General features: G+C 60.8%; 17 protein-coding genes. 10 read left to right on the forward strand and 7 right to left on the reverse strand.

All coding sequences use genetic code 11. The features are described 5' to 3' along the window. Positions 1–820: 820 nt before the first annotated feature. The 3 genes from M1E04_RS05335 to bglX are packed head-to-tail and all read right to left on the reverse strand — an operon-like array spanning position 821 to position 6265. On the reverse strand, positions 821–2167 hold the full coding sequence (locus tag M1E04_RS05335) for a sigma-54-dependent transcriptional regulator (RefSeq protein ID WP_456292518.1): 1347 nt from the start codon (positions 2165–2167) through the stop codon (positions 821–823). Continuing rightward, the gene (locus M1E04_RS05340) at positions 2161–3924 is read right to left on the reverse strand and encodes a sensor histidine kinase (RefSeq protein WP_456292519.1); all 1764 of its coding nucleotides are present in this window, start codon (positions 3922–3924) and stop codon (positions 2161–2163) included. The genes M1E04_RS05335 and M1E04_RS05340 overlap by 7 nt, the downstream gene beginning before the upstream one ends. Before the next feature lie 43 nt (positions 3925–3967). Further along, complete coding sequence (gene bglX / locus M1E04_RS05345) at positions 3968–6265, reverse strand: beta-glucosidase BglX (protein WP_065992316.1); 2298 nt, start codon at positions 6263–6265, stop codon at positions 3968–3970. 341 nt (positions 6266–6606) lie between these two features. On the opposite strand from bglX, the gene M1E04_RS05350 reads away from it, so the two are divergent. From M1E04_RS05350 to M1E04_RS05365, 4 genes are all read left to right on the forward strand, one after another. Next, positions 6607–7170: a LemA family protein gene (locus M1E04_RS05350; protein WP_420793016.1), complete on the forward strand. Its 564-nt coding sequence runs from the start codon at positions 6607–6609 to the stop codon at positions 7168–7170. Beyond that, entirely contained in the window at positions 7170–7955 is a 786-nt protein-coding gene (locus M1E04_RS05355; protein ID WP_192135268.1) for a TPM domain-containing protein, read from the forward strand. The genes M1E04_RS05350 and M1E04_RS05355 overlap by 1 nt, the downstream gene beginning before the upstream one ends. 27 nt (positions 7956–7982) lie before the next feature. Further along, positions 7983–8600: a TPM domain-containing protein gene (locus M1E04_RS05360; RefSeq protein ID WP_192135266.1), complete on the forward strand. Its 618-nt coding sequence runs from the start codon at positions 7983–7985 to the stop codon at positions 8598–8600. A 141-nt stretch (positions 8601–8741) separates the two neighbouring features. Continuing rightward, positions 8742–9959 (forward strand): class I SAM-dependent methyltransferase, encoded by a 1218-nt coding sequence (locus M1E04_RS05365; RefSeq protein WP_192135264.1) that lies wholly within the window; start codon positions 8742–8744, stop codon positions 9957–9959. On the opposite strand, the gene M1E04_RS05370 is transcribed toward M1E04_RS05365, so the two are convergent. After that, positions 9956–10855 (reverse strand): DMT family transporter, encoded by a 900-nt coding sequence (locus M1E04_RS05370; RefSeq protein ID WP_192135262.1) that lies wholly within the window; start codon positions 10853–10855, stop codon positions 9956–9958. The genes M1E04_RS05365 and M1E04_RS05370 overlap by 4 nt on opposite strands. A 410-nt stretch (positions 10856–11265) precedes the next feature. On the opposite strand from M1E04_RS05370, the gene M1E04_RS05375 reads away from it, so the two are divergent. Continuing rightward, positions 11266–11496 (forward strand): hypothetical protein, encoded by a 231-nt coding sequence (locus M1E04_RS05375; RefSeq protein ID WP_192135260.1) that lies wholly within the window; start codon positions 11266–11268, stop codon positions 11494–11496. Between the two features lie 354 nt (positions 11497–11850). Beyond that, positions 11851–12294, forward strand: coding sequence for a DUF2442 domain-containing protein (locus tag M1E04_RS05380; protein WP_192135258.1), 444 nt, complete (start codon positions 11851–11853; stop codon positions 12292–12294). Between the two features lie 3 nt (positions 12295–12297). Here the strand turns inward: M1E04_RS05380 and M1E04_RS05385 are convergent, their stop codons facing one another. After that, the gene (locus tag M1E04_RS05385) at positions 12298–13332 is read right to left on the reverse strand and encodes a DUF4917 family protein (protein WP_065992328.1); all 1035 of its coding nucleotides are present in this window, start codon (positions 13330–13332) and stop codon (positions 12298–12300) included. Positions 13333–13542: 210 nt separating this feature from the next. Between M1E04_RS05385 and M1E04_RS05390 the strand changes: the two genes are divergently transcribed. Continuing rightward, on the forward strand, positions 13543–13740 hold the full coding sequence (locus M1E04_RS05390) for an SPOR domain-containing protein (protein ID WP_192135256.1): 198 nt from the start codon (positions 13543–13545) through the stop codon (positions 13738–13740). A 92-nt stretch (positions 13741–13832) separates the two neighbouring features. Here M1E04_RS05390 and M1E04_RS05395 read toward each other — a convergent pair whose 3' ends face one another. Then, a complete protein-coding gene (locus M1E04_RS05395) occupies positions 13833–13958 on the reverse strand; it encodes a hypothetical protein (RefSeq protein WP_274605157.1) in 126 nt (41 codons plus the stop codon). Positions 13959–13997: 39 nt separating this feature from the next. On the opposite strand from M1E04_RS05395, the gene M1E04_RS05400 reads away from it, so the two are divergent. Beyond that, on the forward strand, positions 13998–14474 hold the full coding sequence (locus M1E04_RS05400; protein WP_133772400.1) for a hemerythrin domain-containing protein: 477 nt from the start codon (positions 13998–14000) through the stop codon (positions 14472–14474). 636 nt (positions 14475–15110) lie between these two features. Further along, complete coding sequence (locus M1E04_RS05405; protein ID WP_192135254.1) at positions 15111–15881, forward strand: alpha/beta hydrolase; 771 nt, start codon at positions 15111–15113, stop codon at positions 15879–15881. A 57-nt stretch (positions 15882–15938) separates the two neighbouring features. Here M1E04_RS05405 and M1E04_RS05410 read toward each other — a convergent pair whose 3' ends face one another. After that, entirely contained in the window at positions 15939–16748 is an 810-nt protein-coding gene (locus M1E04_RS05410; RefSeq protein WP_192135253.1) for an EAL domain-containing protein, read from the reverse strand. On the opposite strand from M1E04_RS05410, the gene M1E04_RS05415 reads away from it, so the two are divergent. After that, a complete protein-coding gene (locus tag M1E04_RS05415) occupies positions 16743–16883 on the forward strand; it encodes a hypothetical protein (protein WP_167355829.1) in 141 nt (46 codons plus the stop codon). The genes M1E04_RS05410 and M1E04_RS05415 overlap by 6 nt on opposite strands. Positions 16884–17296 lie beyond the last annotated feature (413 nt).

Here is a 17296-nt window from a genome sequence, read left to right on the forward strand (position 1 = left end):
CGGCTGAAGCCGGTCCCACGGGATCGCCGTACGCGCTTGTGGGACTGGTTTTAGCCGGGAATGCGTCGGGTGTCGCGCGGCGGAATCGTGGGTGATCTTGCTGGCCTCTTCCCGGCTGAAGCCGGTCCCACGGGATCGCCGCATGCGCTTTGTGGGACTGGCTTTAGCCGGGAATGCGTCGGGTGTCGCGCGGCGGAATCGTGGGTGATTTTGCTGGCCTCTTCCCGGCTGAAGCCGGTCCCACGGAATCGCCGCGTGCGCTTGGTGGGACTGGCTTTGGCCGGGAATGCGTCGGCTGTCACGCCGCGGAATCGAGGGTGATTTTGCTGGCCTCTTCCCGGCTAAAGCCGGTCCCACGGAATCGCCGCGTGCGCTTTGTGGGACTGGCTTTAGCCGGGAAAACGTCGGGTGTCGCGCCGCGGAATCGTGGGTGATCTCGCTGGCCTCTTCCCGGCTGAAGCCGGTCCCACGGGATCACCGCGTGCGCTTTGTGGGACTGGCTTTAGCCGGGAATGCGTCGGGTGTCGCCCCGCGGAATCGAGGGTGATTTTGCTGGCCTCTTCCCGGCTGAAGCCGGTCCCACGGGATCGCCGTACGCGCTTGTGGGACTGGTTTTAGCCGGGAATGCGTCGGGTGTCGCGCGGCGGAATCGTGGGTGATCTTGCTGGCCTCTTCCCGGCTGAAGCCGGTCCCACGGAATCGCCGCGTGCTCATGTAGGACTGGCTTTAGCCGGGAATGCGTCGGGTGTCGCGCGGCGGAATCGTGGGTGACCTTGCTGGCCTCTTCCCGGCTGAAGCCGGTCCTACGGACCCCCCGCGGTCATCCTGTAGGACTGTCTCCCGCTAGAAAGTCCTCGCGCACCAGTCCGTGTCGCTGCATTTTTTCATTCAGCGTACGGCGGGGCAGTTGCAGTTCGTGCATGGCCGCTTTGATGTCGCCCCTATGCCGTCGCAACGCCGAGCGAATGCAATGGGCTTCGAACGCTTCTTGCTGCGCCACGAGAGACTGACCTACCGTGCTGCCTTCCGCAGCAGGGCCGTCCAGCCCCAGCACCTGGCGCTCGGCCGCGTTCGCCAGCTCGCGCACGTTCCCTGGCCAGTCGTGGCTGAGCAGATGGCTCAGTTGTTCCCCGCTCAATACTGGCGCGTCGCGGCCGAGGCGCTCCGCCGCATTCCGCGAGAAATGGCTGAACAGCATCGGGATGTCTTCTCGCCGCTCGCGCAACGGCGGCAGGCGCAATTCCGCGATGTTCAGCCGATAGGCCAGGTCTTCGCGGAAACGCCCGGCCCTGGCTTCGTCCAGCAGATCGGGCTTGGTCGCGGCAATGATGCGCACATCAATGTCGATGCTCTGGTTCGAACCCAGTCGCTCGATCCGCCGCTCCTGGATCACCCGCAGCAGCTTGACCTGCTGCGCCAGCGGCATGCTTTCGATTTCGTCGAGGAAGACCGTGCCGCCGTGGGCGTACTCCAGTTTTCCGATCCGCTTGCCCTGGGCGCCGGTGAACGCGCCGCTTTCATGGCCGAACAGCTCGGCTTCGAACAACTGCTCAGGGATCGCCGCGCAGTTGACCGCAACGAACGGCTTGTCTGCCCGCGGACTGAAGTCATGGAGGCAACGCGCGACCATTTCCTTGCCACTGCCGGTCTCGCCGCGAATCAGCACATTGACCGGCAGTTGCGAGAGGTCCAGGACCTGCCGCCGCAATGTCTGCATCGTCGGCGACATCCCCAGCAGTGTGGCATCGAGCCGCGAGCGGTTATCCGCCCGTTCATGCAGCGCGCGGTTTTCCAGCACCAGCGCGCGTTTCTCCAGTGCCCGCCGCAGGCTTCCGAGCAGGGTTTCAGGGGTGAACGGCTTCTCGAGAAAGTCATAGGCGCCGTCGCGCATGGCGTCTACGGCCATGGGCACGTCACCGTGGCCAGTCAGCAAGATCACCGGCAAATCGCGGTCCCGCCGTTGCAACTCGGCCAGCAACTGCAAGCCATCCATGCCGGGCATGCGCACATCGCTGAGGATCACGCCGGGAAAGTGCTCGGGCACTTGCGCCAGGCATTCCTCGGCACGGCTGAACAGGCGGACCTCGAAACCGGACAGCGAGAGCCATTGCTCCACCGCTTCCCGGATGGGCGCTTCGTCGTCCACCACGATTACCGAGTTCAGCATGGGGCGTCGGCCTCCGGGGCCTGAGTCAGACAGAAGAAAAACCGCGCGCCGTTGTTAATGTTTTCGGCGCTGAGCCGGCCGCCCAGTTCATGCACGATGGCGAACGAAACCGCGAGCCCCAGCCCCAGGCCATCGCCCACCGGTTTGGTGGTGAAAAACGGATCGAATACGTTAGCCAAGTGTTCTTCGGCAATCCCGCCGCCACTGTCGATGACGGAAACGCACCAGTGCTCGCCTTGTGCATCGATGCGGATTTCCAGACGCCTGAGCGGTTTATCGCCCATCGCGTCCAAAGCGTTGCGCATCAGATTGATCAGCACCTGTTCCAGTCGAATCGCGTCACCGCGCACCCAGGCCGGACGCGTGAGGTCGAGCACGCAGCTGACGCGCTCTTCGCGAATACGCGCATCCAGCAACAGCAGCGCCTGATCGACCACGGTGGCCAGATCAAGGCGCTCGCGCAGGCCGCTGGGGCTTTTACGGGCGAAGGTTTTCAGGTGGCCGGTGAGCGCGGCCATGCGCGTCAGCTGCTGATCCAGCAGGCTCAACGCCTTGTACGCATCGTCGACACGGCCATGCTCCAGCAACAAACGCAGGGTCGCGAGCTGCATGCGCTGCGCCGTCAGCGGCTGGTTGATTTCGTGGGCGAGGGCGGCGGACATCTGGCCGAGCGCCGCCAGCTTGGTCGACTGCACCAGACCGTCCTGCGCGGTGTGCAGGTCGCGCGTGCGCTCTTCCACCAGACGCTCAAGCTCTTCGCGACTGCGCTGGCGCACCCGGGCAAGGCGCCAGCGTTGATACAAAAACAGCCCGAGGAACACCAGGGTCAGCCAGATGCCTGCCGCCGCCAGACCTGCATTGCGCGCGTCTTCGCTGGCGGGCTGCGGTTTACGCAGCAGGTGCAGCGTCCAGCCCTCGGTCGGCAGCGGCATCGACTGCCACAAGAAATCCGCCTGCTCGTTGGGGGCGTCAACGCGGCTGAGGTGGCTGTTCTCGCCGAACGCAAGCAGCGGCTCCTGATGCAAGGGCGTCAACGGTTGCTTGTCGTACTGACGCGTGCTCGCCAGTTCGGCGCGCTCTTGCTCGTTCAGCGGTCGCAGGGCCCGATAGCGCCAGCCCGGCTGATTGGCAATGAAGACGATGCCCTTGGCGTCACTGACCAGCAGCAGGTCATCGTTTTGCGCCCAGGTGTGTTCCAGGTCCGGAAACTCCAGCTTGACCACCATGGCACCGATGAACTGCCCGGCCTCGTCACGCACCGCGTTCGACAGGAAGTAACCCGGGATGCCGCTGGTCACGCCGACGGCATAAAAGCGCCCGACGCCGTTGGCGCGGGTTTGCGTGAAGTAGGGGCGGAAGCCGTAGTTGTGACCCACATAGCTGCTCGGCAGACGCCAGTTGCTCGCGCCTACGGCAAGGCCGTTGCGGTCGAGCAGTTCGAGGGTGGAGGACTGGGCAGCGCCGTTGATCTGCTCCAGTTTGAGATTGAGCGCCTGGGTGGTGTCGGCGCTGACCGGTCCGCTCAGCGCCGCCCGCAGTTGCGGATCAAGGGCCAGAACGGCCGGCAGTGCCCGGTAGCGCTCGATCAGGGTTTGCAGCGTATTGGCGTAGAGCGCCAGACGATCCCTGGATTGTTCAGCGTCACCTTCCAGCGCATGCCGCTGAGCCTGATGCATCGCCAGCGTCGCCGCGATGGCGGCACCGGCGAGGATCAGCAAGACGTAGAGCACAAGGCGGACGGAACGGGGCATGGGCATGACCTCCTTTCAGTGGCTGGCGCATTCGCCCCGGATTCCTGCCTTACAGCAAGTTAAACGTCGTCTCTTTCACGTTCTCCGAATCCAGGCCGATCATCAGCTTGAACTCGCCCGCCTCGGCCGCGTACTTCAGCGACGGGTTGAAGAACTTCAAGTCTTCTTCGGTCAGGGTGAAGCTCACGGATTTCTCTTCGCCGGGGTTCAGCATGACCTTCTGAAAGTTCTTCAGCTCTTTCACCGGGCGGCTGATCGACGCGGCGACGTCGCGCAGGTACAGCTGGACCACGGTCTCGCCGGCGACCTTGCCGGTGTTCTTGACCATGACGCTGGCGGTCAACTTGTCCTTGCGGGTCATCTTGTTGATCGACAGGGTGATGTCCGAGACGCTGAACTGGGTGTAGCTCAGGCCGTAACCGAACGGGAACAGCGGGCTGGTCGGCTCTTCGAAATAGTTCGAGGTGTAGTTCGAATCATTCGGGCGGTAGGGACGACCGGTGTTCAGGTGATTGTAGTAGGCCGGCACCTGACCCACGGAGCGGGGGAAGGTCATCGGCAGTTTGCCGGACGGGTTGTAGTCGCCGAACAACACGTCAGCCAGAGCATTGCCGCCCTCGGTGCCGAGGAACCAGCTCTCCACCATGGCGTCGGCCAGCTCGTTTTCTTCGCCCAGCGCCAGCGGCCGGCCGTTCATCAACACCAGCACCAGCGGCTTGCCCGTGGCTTTGAGCGCGCGGATCAGCTCCCGTTGACGGCCGGGGATCACCAGGTCGACACGGCTCGCGGCTTCGTGGGACATGTTGCGTGACTCACCAACCACTGCCACCACGACGTCAGCCTGCTGCGCGGCCTTGACGGCTTCGTCGATCATTTCCTGTTCCGGACGCGGATCGATGGCGATCTGGTCGTCCATTTTGTTCAGGTAGGTAATGGCGTGCTGATTGTCGGTGACGTTGGAGCCCAGTGCATAAATCAGCTTGGCCTTGTCGCCGACCGCCGCCGCAATGCCGTCGTAGGCGTTGACGGTCTGACGCGCCAGACCGGCCGCCGACCAGCTGCCCAGCATGTCCATCGAGCTCTTGGCCAGCGGGCCGATCACGGCGATGGTGCCTTGCTTCTTCAGCGGCAGGGTGTCGTTCTGGTTCTTCAGCAGCACGATGCTCTTGCGCGCGACGTCGCGGGCTTCGGCACGGTGCAAACGGTTTTCGGCGTTACGGTCGGCGGGGTCATCCACTGCCGCGCCGATGCGCAGGTACGGGTTGGCGAACAGGCCCATTTCCCACTTGGCGCCGAGCACTTCTCGCACGGCATTGTCGACTTCTTTCTCCGACACTTCGCCGCTCTTCACCAGCCCCGGCAGCTCTTCGCCGTAGGCTTTGTCGTTCATGCTCAGGTCGACGCCGGCCTTGATCGCCAGCTTGGCGGCTTCGCGGAAGTCTTTTGCCACGCCGTGGTCGATCAATTCCTTGATCGCGCCGTGGTCGCTGACGGTCACGCCTTTGAAGCCCCAGTCCCTGCGCAGCACGTCCTGCAGCAGCCAGGCGTTGGAGGTGGAAGGCACGCCGTTGATGGAATTGAGCGCGATCATCACGCCCCCTGCGCCAGCATCAATCGACGCGCGATAGGGCGGCAGGTAGTCCTGCTGCATGCGCACCGGGCTCATGTCGACGGTATTGTAGTCGCGACCGCCCTCGACCGCGCCATACAGGGCGAAGTGTTTGACCACCGCCATGATGCTGTTGGGCGCCTGCATGCTGGTGCCCTGAAACGCACGGGTCATGGTGGCGGAGATGCGCGACACCAGATAGGTGTCCTCGCCGAACCCTTCGGAGCTGCGGCCCCAGCGTGCGTCGCGGGTAATGTCGACCATGGGCGCGAAGGTCATGTCCACGCCGTCGGCCGCCGCTTCGATCGCCGACACGCGACCGGTGCGGGTGATGGCGTTCATGTCCCAGGTCGACGCCAGGCCCAGGCTGATCGGGAATACCGTGCGCTGGCCGTGGACGACGTCGTAGGCGAAAAACATCGGAATCTTGTTGCGGCTGTGCCCGGCGGCGTCCTGCATGGCGCGGTTGTCCGGCAGCACGACGGAGTTGAACGTGCCGCCGATGCGGCCGGCGGTGATTTCCTTGAGAATTTCCGGCTTGGGCATTTCCGGACCGATGCTGATCAGGCGCAGTTGACCGATCTTCTCGTCTAGGGTCATTTGCTTCATCAGGTTGGCGATGAATGCATTCTTGGCTTGCAGCGTGGAAGCGGTGCCGACGCCGGTGGTGGCGTTTTCGGCCCAGGCGGACTGACTGACCAGGCCGATGACGAGACTCAGGAAACACAGCTTATTCATGAATGGTTTTCTCAAGGCGTCGCCGGCAACTCGCGCGTAATACCGGTCAGCCATTGTTATAGGTGTCGAACCTTTGGTTTTTATTGTCGTCAGGACGGCAACGTCGCTGAACTCCTGCCTCATATGAGCATCAGTAGCGCAACGAGTTTTATCTGATTGTGGCCCGGCAATCCAGAGCCCTGACAACGCGATGGGGCGGGATTATGCCGGGGATCGTCCGGTTTGGCTAAAGTCATGACTGACAGGACTAATTATTGATGAGTACAGGGAGCACGCACGCCATGCAAACAGAGCGTTATGACCACAGCCGGGGCAGTCGTTACAAATTGTCACTGGCCTTGATGATGCTGCTGACGACCCTGTTGTCCGGCTGCGGGATCAACAACATTCCGACCTACGACGAGCAGGTCAAGGCCGCCTGGGCACAGGTGCAGAACCAGTATCAACGCCGCGCCGACCTGATCCCCAACCTGGTGGAAACGGTGAAGGGCTACGCCAAACAAGAGCAGGACACCCTGACCGCAGTCATCGAAGCGCGGGCCAAGGCGACGTCGATTCAGGTGGACGCCAGCACCCTGAACGATCCGGCCAAACTTAAGCAGTTCCAGGACGCCCAAGGTCAGCTGACCGGCGCATTGAGCCGCTTGATGGTGGTTTCGGAGCGCTATCCGGACCTCAAATCCAACCAGAACTTCCTTGCGCTGCAATCCCAGCTTGAAGGCACGGAAAACCGCATTGCGGTGGCCCGTCGCGATTTCATCACGGCGGTCGAGCGTTACAACACCGAGATCCGCACCTTCCCGGGCCGTCTGTGGCATACGGTGATGTACAGCGATCTGCCGGTGCGTCCGAACTTCGAAGCCACCGCCGCTGACGCTGACAAAGCGCCGCAAGTGAAGTTCTGATGGGACGCGCGCGCCGGGGAGTGCTGGTCGCGTTACTGGCGATGTCGGTGGGTATGTTTGCCCAATGGGCTCAAGCCGACCTCACGTTTCCGCCGCTGACCGGGCGCGTTGTCGACGCCGCCGGGATGATCGACGGCCCGAGCAAAGAGCATCTCGAACAGATGCTGCGCGCGCACGAAGAACTGACCACCGAGCAAGTGGTGGTGGTCACGTTGCCTGACTTACAGGGCTCAAGCATTGAGGACTACGGCTATCAGCTGGGTCGTCACTGGGGCATCGGGCAGAAGGGCAAAGACAACGGCGCCTTGTTGGTGGTCGCCCGCGACGAGCGCAAGGTGCGCATCGAAGTGGGTTACGGCCTGGAAGATCGTCTGACGGATGCGCAGTCATCGGTGATCATCAATCAGATCATCACGCCGGCGTTCCGGCAGGGCGATTTTGTCGGCGGTATCACCAAAGGTGCCGAGGCGATGGTTCAGGTGCTCGGCGGCGATCCCCTCGCCGAGCCGGCAGTCGGCGCCACTGGCAGTGCTGCGGCGAGTGAGGACCAAGGCGTCGACTGGAAAGTGACCCTGCTGTTTCTGGTGCTGTTCGTGGTCATCAGTTACATCAGCGCACGGTCCGGGCGGGGCAGGTCCATCGGCTCCGGTGGCGGCGGTGGATTTGGCGGTTTCGGTTCCGGCGGTTCCGGCGGCTTCGGTTCAGGAGGATCGGGCTCCGGCTCCGGCGGTATGCGCGGTGGCGGTGGTGGATTTGGCGGGGGCGGTGCCTCCGGTGGCTGGTAGTCGTTCGCTCAGGAAGGGTTTGCTTGCATGACATTGCTCAATAAAGACGAACAGCAGCGGGTTGCCCACGCCATCGAAACCGTCGAGCGTCAGACCGACGCAGAACTGGTGACGGTGCTGGCGACCAGCGCTGATGACTACACCTACGTGCCGCTCATCTGGGCCGGGGTCGTCGCGTTATTGGTGCCGGGGTTGATCAACCTGCTGACCGGCTGGCTCAGTGCCAATCACCTGCTGCTGGTGCAGGTTGTCACCTTCATCGTGGTAGCGCTGGTGTGCCGCTTGCCGGGCATCACCACGCGGCTGGTGCCTATTCGCGTGCGGCATTGGCGGGCGGGTAATCTCGCCCGTCGGCAGTTTCTCGAACAGAATCTTCATGCCACCGCCAATGGCACCGGCGTGCTGATTTTCGTCAGCGAGGCCGAGCGCTATGTCGAGATCATCGTTGATGACGGCATCGCTCGGCGCGTGGACAACGAAGTCTGGCGCGCGATGGTCGAGACCTTTACCCGGCAGGTGAAGGACGGCCGGATTCTGGAAGGTTTCGTAGGGTGCATTCGTTCGTGCGGCGACGTGCTGAGCGAGCAGGTGCCCGTGACCCAGGCGCGCAACGAGCTGCCAAACCGGTTGGTGGTGTTGGAGTAGGGCCTCACGGCTGCCGACACGATCGTTCCCGCGCCCCGCGTGGGAATGCGTCTTCCGATGCTCCGCGTCATTTAATTGCACCTACTGCTTACGACCCGCCTAAAATAGCGCCTCGCATTTCTGCTCCCGAGGCGCTTTCCGATGTCCGTTACCGCACCCGCCACCGTTCCTGCGCAGGACCACCGCGCTCAGTTCCTGAGTCTGCTGGACACCTGCCTGACGCAAAATTCGCTGATCAAACTGGTGCTGGCCAAGTACGTCGGAAGTGAAGCGGAGTTGCAGCGGGTCATCATCAAGCCCGTCACGGTCAAGGATCAGCCTTGCCTGTCCTTCGTCTATCGCTACAAGACCCGCGACATCACCAAAAATCACCCCCTCGCCGAAGCGCAGACGCTGATCGCCAGCCTGCTGCCCGAGTCCTTCAAGAACGCTCATCTGCTGTCGCTCACCGATGAAGTGCAGCTGGAGTTCAGCAAGAAGGGCAAGAGCACGCTGTTCCGCAACAAGGCCCAGCAGGAACGCGAAGCCCCGACGGCCGAGCATGACCGCGAAAAGAAACGCTACCTGGAACTCAGCCGGCCGTTCCTGACCGACCTGGGCGTGACCAACAAGCAGCACGAGCTGATCCCGGCCATGTCGCGCAAGTGGAAGCAGATCAACAAGTTCATCGAGGTGTTCTCCCACGCCCTGGCGACGTCGCCGATCAAGCTGGACAAGCCGGTGACGGTCGCAGATTTCGGCTCGGGGAAGGGTTATCTGACCTTCGCCATCCACGATTACCTGCGCAACACCTTGCAGGCCGAAGGCAACGTCACCGGCGTCGAGTTGCGCGAAGACATGGTCACGCTGTGCAACAACGCCGCCGCGCAGCTGGAGCATCCGGGGCTGGTGTTCAAGTGCGGTGACGTGCGTTCGGTGGCGCCCAGCGAACTGGACGTGATGATTGCCTTGCACGCCTGCGACATCGCCACCGATTACGCCATCCACACCGGCATCCGCTCGGGCGCCTCGATCATCATGTGCTCGCCGTGCTGCCACAAACAGATCCGCCTGCAGATCCAGAGCCCGACGCTGCTCAAGCCAATGCTGCAATACGGTTTGCACATGGGCCAGCAGGCCGAGATGGTCACCGATGCTTTGCGCGCGTTGCTGCTGGAGGCCAGCGGTTATGAAACCAAGGTCTTCGAGTTCATCTCGCTGGAGCACACCAACAAGAACAAGATGATTCTGGCGGTCAAGCGCGCCACCCCGGCGGACCCTGCTGAATTGCTGGCAAAGATCCAGGAGCTGAAAGTGTTCTACGGTATTCAGGAACAGTGCCTGGAGCGCTTGCTCCAGGCGGATGGCCTGCTCGGCTAAATGGGAGCGGCAGCAACCGGCTTGGGTGCAATCACCGCCGTTTTGCGCCCAATGGCCAGCGTGACCACGACACCGGCGGCGAAGATCCAGGTCGTCGGATCAATGTGCTCACCGAAAAACAGCGCTGAAAAGGCCATGGTGAAGAACAGCTGCACCAGCTGAATCTGGCTGACCCGCGCGATGCCGCCCATGGCCAGCCCGGCGTACCAGGCGAAGAATCCGATGAATTGCGAGAACAGCGACACGTACCCGAAGGCCCACCAGGTGCCGGGAGAAATCGGGCCCTGGTGCTGCCACGCCAGATAGCTGACGGGCACGATCAATACCGGGATCGAAATGACCAGCGCCCAGCAGATCACCTGCCAGCCACCCATCTCCTTGGCCAGACGGCCACCTTCGGCATAACCCAGCCCACCGATCGCCACTGCGGCGACCATTAGCACATCACCGGCCTGAAGATTGCCGGCGCCGCTGATCAGCGCGTAACCCAGCACCAGAACGCTGCCCATGGCCGCGCAGGCCCAGAAGGCTTTCGACGGTCGTTCATGGGAAAGCCATGCGGCGTAGATGGCGACCAGCAGCGGTTGCAGGCCATTGACCAGTGCGCCGTGGGAGGCCGGCAGGGTTTTCATGGCCCAGGCCGAGAGCACCGGGAACCCGACGATCACTCCCAACGCCACGACCATGAGCGCCTTGAACTGCGCGCGGGTCGGCCATTTTTCTCTGCGCCAGAGCAGCAACGCCGCCGCCGGCACCGCCGCAAACAAGGCGCGGCCCAGACCGTTGAGCAAGGGATGGATTTCCTGCACCACGATGCGGGTCATGGGCAGCGTCAGACTGAAGATCACCACGCCGATCAGTCCGAGGACCATGCCGGTGTTTTCACGAGAGGACATAGAAGGTCTTGCCTTGTTCTTGTGGGGGCGAAACGCGAGCTCATTCAGCCACAGAAGCGGAGTGGCGGCCCTTTACAGCTGCGTGCGGAATCGTCCGTACACTTCACCCGTTAATCCTGCGGCGCTCAAACCGGCCTCTTCCCGGCTGAAGCCGGTCCTACATTTGAATTGCGCGCATTCAGCGGGATTGGCGACGGCCGTATTTGTAGGACCGGCTTCAGCCGGGAAGAGACTGCACCCAGTGGGACGGGCTTTAGCCGGGAAGGGGGCGAGGGCGGAAATGCCGTTTTCGAGGATTTTGCGACTGCGGACTGAATCGTTCCAAATGTTGGTGCAGAAGTTGAATGCAATGTTGCTGCAACAGTTAGAAGGTCAAATTGATGCCGTCGAATTCAGCCAGGAGAACCATCGTGTTGGTTATCGGAAAATGGGCGTTGCAGGGTGTCGTGGTATTCCTTTTCGCATGGCTGGCGACGGTGGCCGCTCAATGGTCGGGCAGCGTCGTGCACACGACGAGCAGCGACCGACTCGCCGCCCTCAGCAGCATGCGCCTGACCACCGAATCGGTCGCCACCAGTGTCAATAAACATACCCAGGGTGGGGCAGTGGTGGTGGGGTCGTTGTCGGAAGGTAACGAATAAAGGGCAGCGGCTGGGAAGATTGGAAGCGGTAAGCGGCTGGAGGACCGGACCTGAAAGGTCCGGTTCTTGTTTTTCCGTGCAGAGTTTGTCCTGGGGAAAAAATCTCTAGTATCCCGCCATGGCTACCGTACATAACAATCGCAACTGGAAGATCAAAATCTATCCGGACGACCACGCCCCACCCCATTTCCACGTCCAGACCCTGGCGGGGAGTCGCTCGTGCAAATTGATGGCTTAAGGGTCTTAGGCAAGGGCGCTGAGGGGACGGCGCTGAAAGAAGCGCTGCAGTGGGCCAGGAGTCATACCCGCGACTTATGGCGGATCTGGTATGAGCAGAATCGGAGGACTTGAGACATGACCAGCAAATTACGCATCGCCGCTGCGCAACCTGTCGCGAACAGCCGCTCATTGATACTCGACTGGAACAACGGCAAGCGTCATACCGTAGATTTATCCCCCTACATCGACCAATTTGAAGCGCTGACGCCGCTGAAGGATGAAACGCTATTCGGCCAAGTGACTTTGGGTGACTGGGGGTTTGACGTCTCGTGGGGCAATGACATCGAGCTGGCTGCGTCGACGCTTCACCGGCTGGCGTTGGAGCAGGCCGGTGAAGTCATGCCGACGCGAGACTTCAAACAATGGATGGAGAAGAACAACCTTTCTCTCTCGGCAGCGGCCATCGAGCTGGGCTTTACGCGTCGAACCATTACTGCTTATAGCAGCGGTGCTGCACTTATCCCCAAGCACGTAGCTTTGGCCTGTCGGGGTTGGGAATATGAGCATTCACCGCGCTAACCCTCAGCTCTTCTTCAACTCCAGCGCTTCCTTCAATCGCGCCACCGGCACGGCCAGTGTCGGATCGCCCAGCGGGTGGGTGGTGGCGTTGAAAAATGTCAGCTCGATGTTCTGCCCTTCAAACAGTTCGCTGTAGCGGCGTTTCTGGTGCTGGATGAAGGCGTCACTGCGCGGCAGCACCGAGATGGCGATGGATTTGGGGCGGGCCTGGAGAATGGCGTTCAGGATGTGTCGATCCTGCTTGCCCAGCGAGTGGCCGAAGACGCACAGCGCGCCCTGATGCTGCGCCAGTTGGGCGTGGCAAAACGACAGATAGTCCGAGCCGCGAATGATCTTCATCTTTTCGTCGCTGCGGCCCTCGCAGACAAACAGCGGCACATCCTCCAGCGCGTTGATCGCGAAACTGCCCAGCAGCGTGCTTTCCGAGGACATCAGCTTGCGCGCCGTACCGTCGAAATTCTTCACCAGGTGCATGCCGCCGTGCAGATACAAGACGCGGGTGGCGTGGCTGTCGGTGCGGTGCAGGTTGAACATCGCATCGTCGTCGAACAGATCATCGAATGGCTGCGCGCCATGCATCGCCGCCCAGTACGCCAGCAGGTCGTAGTTGGTGGAATACACCGTCTGGTAGCGGCTCAGGGCGTCGCTGATCCTGGCGATGGTGGCCGCTTCCATCAGCCGCCACGGGATATGCGCCGAGCGGATGCCGTGAATCAGGGCTTCCTTGATCGCAAAATAGCGGTTGCGTGGCGATGACGAACCAATCGTCAGCGCCGCATTGACGCGCATGGCGACTTTCAAGCCGCTGAGCACCGGCTCGAAATTTTCCGTTTCCATGGATTTGAACAGCGCCAGCTCGGTGGCGCTCAGGGGTTTGTTGCGCGTGGTCTGCGCGAGCTCGAACAGCGAGTCATAGGCGAAGTTCTTCCATACGGCAAGACTGGCGCCGTTGCCCAGCAGCAGTCCCGAGCAGGGAGTGGCGGCTTGCAGGGTGTTCCAGTCGGCCAGTTCGGCATCAAAATCCGTGAATTCCATCATCTCGCTTCGCTTTCAGGTGAGCAGGTACTGACCGGACGCCAGAACGGAGGGGACTTATAGAAACCCAGGTCGGCGTTGTCAACGCAGCATCCCGGCTTCGAGCATTCTTGGCAGGGCACCGCTGGTCTCGGTAACGTCTATAGAGTGAATGGCGGGTGTAAGGTTTTATCCGACAACCCACAACACTCTCTTGAATGAGGGGAGATCGCCATGCATACCGCAATGCTCAGCAAGACGCATTTCAACGGCTACGATGTGATCAACGTGAACAACGGTCCTTGGCGGGTCTGCACCCATCACGACCGACTAGGCTCGTTCTCCACTCGCGAAGAAGCCATGGCGTTCGCGGCTTCCCTGCCGGCTTATCAAGAGCGGACGGCGTTGGCGCCTGCGACTAAATCGCACTAATAACGCTATTTATCGCTAGTTGAGCTCTGGCTTTGCCGGAGCTCAATCAGGCGGATGGCAACTCGTGAACTGCACTATCCGTTCGCGAAGTTTCATGCAGGCTGCACGATTCCGTATTTCACGTCTTTTGCTAACTGTCTGATTCGTTGCGCTTTTTGATACTCCGCTTTTTCGGCACGCTCGATGCAATACTCATCACGAACCAGCAGGGTCGGCACTTAGATCGACCCGCCTACCGTGATCTAGAGGAAATCTATATGAACGCCATCGAACTGTTGAAAGCCGACCATGAACGCGTAAAGGCCATCTTGACCCAACTGAGTGAGTCCACTGAGCGCGGTGTTAAAAAGCGCACGGACTTGCTGGCCAAGCTGGAAATGGAAATCACCATCCACACCAAGATCGAAGAAGAAATTCTTTATCCGGCTTTCAAAGAGGCGGGCGGTAAAGAGCAGGACATCATGTACTACGAAGCCAAGGAAGAGCACCGCACTGTCGATGCCCTTGTGCTGCCGGACCTCAAGCAAACTGACCCTGCCACCCCGGAGTTCTCCGGTCGTGTGAAAGTGGTCAAAGAGCTGCTGGAGCACCACATCGAGGAAGAAGAGGAAGAGATGTTCCCGCAAGCTGAAAAGTTGCTGGGCAAGAAGAAGCTGGAAGAGCTTGGTGCGCAGATGGAAGCGATGAAGGCTGAATACAAGAAGTCACTGTCGTCGCCGAGCCTTGCGGCGTAAGCGTTGACGGCACGAACAAGCCCGGAATTTCCGGGCTTTTTTGTGGGTGACTGGTTGTGCCTATAGGCCAGGTCGGGATCTGCCCAGCATCCTGGTTCCGCTCAAGCCTGCTGCAGCACTTTCAATGGGGCGGATGGGCAACCGACCTGTTCCCGGCTGAAGCCGGTCCTACATTTGAATTGCATGCGTTCAGCGGTACTGGCGGCTAGCCCATTGTAGGGCTGGCTTTAGCCGGGAAAGCGTCAGCCGACACGCTGCAGAACTGATGACGAACATACTTGCCTATTCCCGGCTAAAGCCAGTCCCACATTTCAATTGCGTGCATTCAGTGGGACTGGCGGTGGACCTCATTGTAGGACCGGCTTTAGCCGGGAAAGCGTCAGCCGACACGCTGCAGAACTGATGACGAACACACTTGCCTCTTCCCGGCTAAAGCCAGTCCCACAAAAAAAGCGCCAGCTTTGTATACCCGTGTATCCAGACCCCTTGCCGATACGTGCTGACTGAAAGCTCCCCCCTCAGCGACACACTGCAGATACGTGCAGCGCATTCAATGATTCACAACGAAGGGCGGCGCCAGGCTTTGGCTATCCCGGGCAGATCGCCGACCATGAATGCACACTGAGGAAACACCCCATGAACAGAATCAACGCGTCATTGCTGCTAAGCGTTTTTACGGCGGGCGCCCTGGCGCTGGGCGTTGCCAGTGCGGCGCAGGCTGCCCCGGTGAAGAACATCGTGTTGGTCCACGGCGCCTTTGTGAACGGCTCGGGATGGAAGCCGGTCTACGAGATCCTGCGCAAGGACGGGTACAACGTCTTGATCGCTGAACACCCATTGATGTCGTTCGCCGATGACGTGACGGCGGTCAAGCGCATCGTTGACCAGCAGGATGGCCCGACGATTCTGGTCGGTCACAGTTATGGCGGCGCGATCATCACGGACGTCGGCAATGACGCGCACGTCGTGGGCTTGGTGTACATCGCCGCTCACGCGCTGGATCAGGGTGAAACCGAAGCGCAGAACGGCAAATTATTTCCTAACGCCACCAAGGCGGTGAAGCAAACCGCTGACGGTTTCCTGTCCCTTGACCCGGCGTTCTACCCGGCGGATTTCGCGGCTGACCTGCCCAAGGCTCAGGCTGAGTTCGAAGCCATTTCCCAGAAGCCGACCGCTGCGTCGGTATTCACCACGCCCGCTGGGGTGCCTGCGTGGAAAACCAAACCTAGCTGGTACGCAGTGGCCGGGGCGGACCGGATCATCAACCCGGACCTTGAACGCATGTACGCCAAGCGGGCCAACAGCCACACCATCGAGATCAAAGGCGCCAGTCACTCGGTGTACCAGTCCCGTCCGCAGGAAGTGGCCGCGTTGATCGAACAGGCAGCCACTCACGCGGCGGAGTGATGTGTCGCCTTCATAACTGACCCCTAACCCCAGGATCGTCAACGATTGCTGTGGGAATCAAGCGACTTCGACAACGTCCGAGCCGCTTATCAGATGCGACGGCATCGGCTGCAATTGCCCCACCATGGGCTTGGCAAACAGGTAGCCCTGCATCAGTTCGACGCCCAGGCCCAGCAAGGCGTCGCGCTCTTCGCAGGTCTCGATGCCTTCGGCGACCACGGTGATACCCAGACGCTTCGAAACCAGCACAATCCCTTCAACAATCGCCTGACGTACACCGTCCCGGTCGATATCACGGGTGAGCGCCATGTCGATTTTCAGCACCTGTGGCTGAAACATCGCCAGCATGTTGAGGCCGGAATATCCTGATCCGAAGTCATCGATAGCGGTGGTGAAACCTTGCCGCGCGTACTCTTCAAAAATCGACTTGAGATGGTTCGGGTCTTCGACGCGCTCGCCTTCGGTGACCTCGAACATGAGCCGATCCACCGGGAAGTCGAACGTCCGAGACGCTTCAAGGGTTGCGCGAATGCAGGTTTCCGCCCGATACACCGCTTTGGGCAGGAAGTTGATACTCAGCTTGCAGTCTGGAATCGCGGGAAGGCCCAACTGGGTAGCGAGCTCGATGGCCCGCACCCGGCATGCCTGATCGAACCGGTACCGGTTACCGTCGTTGACCTGACCCAGAATGAACGCAGCGGACTCGCCGTTGACACCTCGTACCAGCGCCTCGTAAGCGAAGGGCGCGCCCGTGGTGACGTTGAAAATAGGCTGAAAAGCCATGGTGAAGTCGAATCCCAGCCCTTCAAGGTTTCGGCATTCAGCGCAGCCAATGGATTCGAAGGTTGCCAGGGGAATGTGTTGCATGATCGTCACTGCCTTGAGATTTGGTCGGTCGATCTGTGGATTTCGAGCGACTGGTTTCTCTGTATCGGCAGCGTCGGTGAAAACTTTGCTGCGGATTTTCAGCAGGGGATCAGCGGTAGCGAAGTCGATGCGTGAGAGGGGGCGGCCTGTCTCGGACTTTTAGAAGGCGAGGGCAAGAGGCGAGGTTGATTCTGAGAGAAGGAGGGCTGAAAGGCCCGGAAACACTGGGGGAGATGGAGCGGGTAGAGGGAATCGAACTCTTATAGGACAAGACTTTAGGAAACTGTGTATGTGTGTAGCCATACCTACATCTTGGAATGGAACATTAGCGTGTATATGTGTATATGAGGTAGGCTATTTCCAGGGCCTCCTTCAAATTGACTATCGCTACAGCCTGGCTCGGGTGTCGGCTCACATGTGAGTAAGGGACTCGGATAAAGGCCAATTCGCCTGCACCCTGAATGCACCGCCTCTTCAGGCGCCACCTACCTACCATTCTGTTTCGATGGTGGCGACTGCGGCCCAAAAAAGGGGGCAATAGGTCACCG

The organism is Pseudomonas sp. AK106, from assembly GCF_053903055.1.

Excerpts from the sequence above, each read along its gene's own strand:
- M1E04_RS05380 (WP_192135258.1), top strand. The coding sequence starts at position 11,851 with ATGACCAGCAAATTACGCATCGCCGCTGCGCAACCTGTCGCGAACAGC.
- M1E04_RS05355 (WP_192135268.1), top strand. The coding sequence starts at position 7,170 with ATGGGACGCGCGCGCCGGGGAGTGCTGGTCGCGTTACTGGCGATGTCG.
- M1E04_RS05335 (WP_456292518.1), bottom strand. The coding sequence starts at position 2,167 with ATGCTGAACTCGGTAATCGTGGTGGACGACGAAGCGCCCATCCGGGAA.
- M1E04_RS05340 (WP_456292519.1), bottom strand. The coding sequence starts at position 3,924 with ATGCCCATGCCCCGTTCCGTCCGCCTTGTGCTCTACGTCTTGCTGATC.
- M1E04_RS05365 (WP_192135264.1), top strand. The coding sequence starts at position 8,742 with ATGTCCGTTACCGCACCCGCCACCGTTCCTGCGCAGGACCACCGCGCT.
- M1E04_RS05350 (WP_420793016.1), top strand. The coding sequence starts at position 6,607 with ATGATGCTGCTGACGACCCTGTTGTCCGGCTGCGGGATCAACAACATT.
- M1E04_RS05400 (WP_133772400.1), top strand. The coding sequence starts at position 13,998 with ATGAACGCCATCGAACTGTTGAAAGCCGACCATGAACGCGTAAAGGCC.
- M1E04_RS05410 (WP_192135253.1), bottom strand. The coding sequence starts at position 16,748 with ATGCAACACATTCCCCTGGCAACCTTCGAATCCATTGGCTGCGCTGAA.
- M1E04_RS05385 (WP_065992328.1), bottom strand. The coding sequence starts at position 13,332 with ATGATGGAATTCACGGATTTTGATGCCGAACTGGCCGACTGGAACACC.
- M1E04_RS05360 (WP_192135266.1), top strand. The coding sequence starts at position 7,983 with ATGACATTGCTCAATAAAGACGAACAGCAGCGGGTTGCCCACGCCATC.
- M1E04_RS05405 (WP_192135254.1), top strand. The coding sequence starts at position 15,111 with ATGAACAGAATCAACGCGTCATTGCTGCTAAGCGTTTTTACGGCGGGC.
- M1E04_RS05390 (WP_192135256.1), top strand. The coding sequence starts at position 13,543 with ATGCATACCGCAATGCTCAGCAAGACGCATTTCAACGGCTACGATGTG.
- bglX (WP_065992316.1), bottom strand. The coding sequence starts at position 6,265 with ATGAATAAGCTGTGTTTCCTGAGTCTCGTCATCGGCCTGGTCAGTCAG.
- M1E04_RS05370 (WP_192135262.1), bottom strand. The coding sequence starts at position 10,855 with ATGTCCTCTCGTGAAAACACCGGCATGGTCCTCGGACTGATCGGCGTG.